Below are 5,950 nucleotides of genomic sequence, written 5' to 3'. Positions count from 1 at the left end.
ATATTGTCCGGGCTTGCTTAACTACTGCGTTTCCGTCTATCTGACCCACATACTTGCAGAAAGTGGGATAAGACATTTTAATCGTGTGCTGAGCGGTGAATATCTGATACATTAAATTCAAAGGTAACAGCAGGTTCTGGATGGTAACATCACTGCGGATAGTACAGGTATTCAGATAGCATTAAACAGCACTACATATGAGCTTATAGTCGGCGATCTTTCCGGCTGGATTGAGCATGGCTCATCCAGAGGACTGGCTTCCGCTTCGGTATACTGGGATCAACATATCAGATCGATTGAAATGGCTCATGATGCTATTGGGGCAGACAGGCATCTCGTCCCTCATCTCCAGGCAAGAGAAGCGAAGCGGCATTCGACCAAACATTTCACCCGTTCACCACTATTTCACCAACAGCATCTTTGCTGATTTGCTGCCATTGGGTGTGACCAGTCTGTAGAAATAAACCCCGGATGTCACGTATCTGCCGTTATCATCATCTCCATTCCAGATGATCGAGTGTTTACCAGCCAGCATGTTCGCGTTCAAAAGGGATTTGACCCTTTGCCCGCGGATATTGAAGATATCCAATCTGCAGGGCATGCTGGCAGGGATAAAGAAAGATAAAGTAGTAGCAGGATTGAAGGGATTGGGATAGTTCTGCAACAGAGCGATCTGGCCCAGATCAGGAGCTACCGGATCATCATTTGTGACCCAGGGCTCGGAGCCAAATTCAAAACAGCCCATGTCGATGCGTCCGTTCCAGACTCTCCAGTTTCCAGCCAGGTCATAGGGTGGCAGGCCCAGCCCTGAGATATCCGGAGTTCCGGAATCGATGCAAGGAGAGGCAGGGCTTAGATGCAAAAAGAACTGATCGGTGGAATCAATGCTCGCGAATGCCGGTTCCTGGGATGTATTATAGTTTCCCCATTCCAGGATACTCAGATTACCCGGCATACTAATGCTGTTGGCTCCTCCACGAATCAGGTTGTAATCAAAATCCAGCTTGCTATAAAACATATAGCTCGGGGGAACATGATAAGCATGAATCTCCTTTAGCGCGTCAGGGCTGTAAAACACATTGTTCCGCATCGTTACATGACCATTGATGGCTACTGGAGCTATCGTGGCATAGTTATCATAAAAGGTGCAATTCGATACTGTGTAACTGCCAAGATTGTTGGTGGCGAACATGACAGCCCTTTGATCGTTGGTACTGAGCCCGGTGAAAAGGCAGTTGTTTACATTAACAACTATCTGCCCTCCACTATAGCCCCGCCTGTTGGATATATGAAATGTAGGTTGATTGTCCACTACCGTAAAATCCCGGAACACGCTGTTCTTCATGGTGAGACTTCCGGAAACCCAGATATCGATCATGGCCAAACCAGTAAAAACCGGATCTGAGGTCGAGAATGTTGATCTCAGATTCTCAAATCGGGAGTTGCTGATTGTTCCGGATATGATATTCATGGCATAAAAGATTACTTCATCAGTTACTACGTTCTCGATCCGGATGGAATCCATCTCTGAGGATATCCAATCCATAATGTTGATAGCGCCATACTTGAAGACTTTCATATCCCGAATTACGACATCGCTGACTCGAACGTTGTTTGTGGGAATACCGAATAGCATTGGCAGATTAAGCTCTTCATTGTCGGATAGTAAAGTGAATCCCTTGAAGATAGTATTTTTGGCTTTCATACCCCAAACAATGGTTTGCATCAAGGGTGGCAGATCACTATCCGCTATCAGTATTGTCTGCTCGGACCCGGCTCCTATCACGTTCACATTGCGTTTCAGTGCCAAAGGCAAAATCTGCCCCTCAGGTCCTTCGCGATAGGTTCCTGGCAAGACGTGCACCGTCTTGATATTCAAACTATCTCCGGCAATGCGGTGTATGGCCCTGGTGATGGTTTTCATGGCCTGGCCGGGATTCAAGCCGGAATTGGCATCATCACCATCGGGGCTCACATAGAGGTCATGGTTCACTTCGGTCCGAAAACCCTGTTGAATGCTCACAGTATCCGTATAGTGGTCAAATTCGGGGATATTCATATGCCGATAGATATAGAATTCATCGGGGTGATCAAGTGTAAACATATCGAGATGTATATCCAGATCGCGTTTGAGATCCACGATAAAAACATCCACTGGAGCTGCCCCAAAATTGGAGTAAATGGAGCACAGATTGTCGGGATCAAAATATACCATGCCGATCTGATAATAATCACCCATTATTATAACTCCTGCTCCCCCAGCACAACTATGATTTTCAAAGATATTCAGCCCACTCAAATATACAGATCCTTTATAGCAAGATATACCTGCGCCCATGCTTGCCCAGTTATTAGTGATATCGCAGTTTGTCAGATTTATCCTGCCGGTCTGATAGATCACTATCCCACCACCCACGATCTCAACCTCGGAATACTGAGGAAGGCCCTTGCCATTGCGGAGAGTGAAGCCTCTCAGGGTGGCATTTTGTTCTCCGCTCAGAAATGCCACACAGGGACCACTGCTATTGCCGTCGATAATTGTGCTTTGAACATAGGACCTATCCCCGGTTATTGCTTCCAGGCTGCACAGAGTAATAGTTTTCCCGATGAAATCCACGTTTTCCACATAGACTCCGGGATAGACCAGTATGGAGTCCCCCGCGGAAGCAAATTCTATGGCCGAGCCGATTGTCATAAAATCCATGCCACCGGCTGCTGATACGGTGATCAGCGTAGCGGATAATCCGGAAATGGCAGATAGTATCAAGAGCCAGATACAGAGATCTTTCATGCGATATCCTTTATAGTGTGCAGGGAGGGATGCTAACCCCTCCCTGCCAGGGAACCTTATTTCATCAATAGCATCTTTTGAGTGATGCTGCTGTTTTCCGTCTTGAGGCGATAGTGATATACTCCGCTTCCTACCAGACGGCCATTTTCATCTTTGCCATCCCACACCAGCTTATGCAAGCCGGTGCTTTGGTGTTTTTTTACAAGAGTTGCTACTTTCTGTCCACGCGCATTGAAGATTTCAAGGCAGACAGGGCCATCGGCTGCCAGTTCATAGGCGATGGTGGTGCTGGGATTGAAGGGATTGGGGAAGTTTTGCAGCAAATGAGTAACCGGTGCCAGGTTTTCAATCTCAGATTTCTCCGAAAGCTGCAAAGTATAGTAGCGCAAGCCTGGCTCAGCATGCATTGCCAGTTCATTTGCAGCCGGCTTGAATGATTTCCTTTGCCCAATGGAAGCCTTGTTTTCATAATAAAGCACGATTTCGGTATTTTGTTCATCCATAATCTGGTTGTTATCCAAATACACACATATATCTGTGAGATCCCCCTCAACCACTACCGCGCCTTTGCACACACCATCCACATATACGCCAAGCTCCGTGGGCAAATCCTCCAGATCCGTCATATCAATATACATTGGTGTGTAATCCGCCAGCTCCTCATAGCTGAAAGCCGTGGTCATCTCTCTGGTCTTGGGATCCACTGGCACCGTGTAGTTCCACACGAAGCTGCAATCTTGATTTACGGTTACTACGACCATGTCTCCATAATTCAGTGTAAGATTGCCGGGAGGGATCGCCCAGACGCCGGTCTTGGGATCCTTTGCCATGCTCCAGTATTGCGTGCGGATCGATGTTACGTAATTCAGGACCTGGGCAAAAGCATCAAGGGGATGGGCACTGCTGCGATGGAAGTATCCGATCCAATTTTCATTGATAGTAGTCGTCCCGGTCAGATACTTGAAAAGGTGTATCTGGGTGTTGGGATTGGCGAGGAACCCCGGGGTACTCAAAGTAATGGGCTGGCTGACGTTGTTCTGCAGCTTCACTTTATAGCCAACTGGGCTGGTAACCTCCGCTGTGTAGTTGTATAATAGTCCACCAGTATACATCATCGTTGTAATGTCATAATTGTGTTTCTTCCACTGTACCCAATCCAAGGTATAAATACTTAGAATTGGCGCAAAGAAAGCTCCATTCAGATTGTGACCGACCGTGAGATTGTTGATTACAGGATAACTCATCCATTTGATGGCTCCACTCACAGGCATTTTGTAGTCCTCAAACTGGTGAAGATCAGCTCGGATAGCTCCGATATCCAGGGGTGTGCCATCCAAATCGGAATCATCGGGATCGCCTTGCTGGATCACTCCGATGGGACTCCAGGAAATCCCGTCTCCATCTGTGTCACGATTGCCAGCATCAATGCAAGGAGAGATGCTTGTGCTGTTCCATATCGGCTTTCCGTCGGCAGCCAGCAAAGGATCACTATAGATTTGTCCGCTCACATTCCAACCCGTGCCCGTGCCGGCATTCACAATGTCATTACCGCAGTTGTAGAGGAGGTTGTTTTGCACGAAGTATTCAAACGCGGTTGTGGGACTGCTATAGAACTGAATACCTGCACCATCCAAATTGCTTATCGAGTTATTCATAATTCTAGCAGTATGGAACCTTTTGTCGATGCCCATCGCGGAAATGTAGTTAGCTCCGTCTGCATAGAAGGTGTTGTTGAACACTCTAAGAGCACGGGATTCCAGAGGAACGTCCATGCGGTGTGGATCGTAAATCCTGAGCTGGAATGGAAGATTGGTGGTTGTAAGTGATTTCGTGGCAAATATATTGCGCTTGATGTTCAGCGTCTGAACTCCGGAAGCTTGCACCGCACCATTGCCGGTGGGATAACCGCCACTGGTATAGAAAGTACCGTTAAAGACGTTGTCTTCTACGTTTGCAGCTTTAAGAAAATGCCATGTTGATACTCCGCCATAATATCCCAGCTCAATTATATGTTCTGAGAATCTCCCGGAAAAGGTGTTGCCGCGGATTGTAGTAGTCATATCATAATTGCAATTGCTTGTTCCGGATATCTTAATTGCGCCATAGGCGTGGCTGTAAATGTAATTTGGCGGCATGTTAAAAGTACAGTTTGTTATGGTAAGAGGGTCACCTGAATGTATTGACCACATTAAATGATTTGTAAAGCTACAGTTGTTAATAAATACCTGTAGTTCCTCAGTGTCAAACACCCTAATACCATAGTAGCCACCTTCGAATGCGATATCCTCAAAGATCAGATAGCTACCTGGCCTCGGTGTATTCTCATTGATAGCGGCAAGCGTCGTGTATGAATCTATGACTCTGGTGAGCAATTGATTAGACGATCTAGTGCCCACCACTTTTACCACGCGATTGCTACGAAATGGATCTACAGCGAAAGCATTGAAATCACCGGCTACCACATTGATCAGAGTATTCCCCCAAGGATTTGTATATCCCAGGTTTATAGCATCTCCGATATTGTGGACATTGTATTGGGTGATTGGTTGAGTAGGATCTACCGTCATGAAATGAACAAAAGTGTGCTCAGACCATGCATGGGAAGCGCTAAAAAGAAGTATCAAAGTGCATACTAAAGAAAGCACCCCCCCCCCATAAATAGTAAGCTTTTGTCCTGCAGTAACATCAGCAGACTCGATAAGATTGTGTTGCCTTGCATTGCAATACATATTGTCTCCTTTGTCTTTTGAAAGCCTCAGCATATAAACCCACAGCATTCAATCTGTAAACGCTTTTAGTGTCAAGGTCTTTTCTGCTTTCGCTTTGTTTTACAAAAACCCTATGTGCTCCGATAAACAGCGCACGCCACATCACGATCTATATCCTGTCATTTCCCAAAGAGATTTGACCCATTGTATTGGAAAATCATATACCGAGTCCATTTACATGAACAAAGCCATAATTATATCTGATTATCCATTGTCAAGTTTTTTTTTGCATTTTGCGCTATTATTTTGTTGGAGACTGTTCAAAAACCATCACCATTCTACGCTGCTTTACCAGAGCACTTGGAGAATAAGTGGTCTAAGTGCTTCCATTTCACATTTTCTTGACAGATTTGGGAGATGTTCAGATTGGCAATCAGCGATTGCTCATGCA

General features: G+C 45.9%; 2 protein-coding genes. Both read right to left on the bottom strand.

Features of this window, described 5'->3' with window-relative positions:
- Positions 1–400 precede the first annotated feature (400 nt).
- A complete protein-coding gene (locus Q8M98_07910; GenBank protein ID MDP3114689.1) occupies positions 401–2,791 on the bottom strand; it encodes a DUF1565 domain-containing protein in 2,391 nt (796 codons plus the stop codon).
- Positions 2,792–2,847: 56 nt separating this feature from the next.
- Positions 2,848–4,926 carry a FlgD immunoglobulin-like domain containing protein gene (locus Q8M98_07905; protein MDP3114688.1) on the bottom strand — a complete coding sequence of 693 codons (2,079 nt, stop codon included), beginning with the start codon at positions 4,924–4,926 and terminating at the stop codon, positions 2,848–2,850.
- Between the last annotated feature and the right edge of the window lie 1,024 nt (positions 4,927–5,950).

Source organism: Candidatus Cloacimonadaceae bacterium (assembly GCA_030693415.1).
In the GTDB taxonomy this organism is placed as follows: Bacteria; Cloacimonadota; Cloacimonadia; order Cloacimonadales; family Cloacimonadaceae; genus JAUYAR01.
Note: the sequence above shows the minus strand (reverse complement) of the source record. Positions and strands in the feature narration are given on the sequence as shown.

Coding starts and splice junctions, on each gene's coding strand:
- Q8M98_07910 (MDP3114689.1), bottom strand. CDS start 2,791: ATGAAAGATCTCTGTATCTGGCTCTTGATACTATCTGCCATTTCCGGA.
- Q8M98_07905 (MDP3114688.1), bottom strand. CDS start 4,926: ATGCCGCCAAATTACATTTACAGCCACGCCTATGGCGCAATTAAGATA.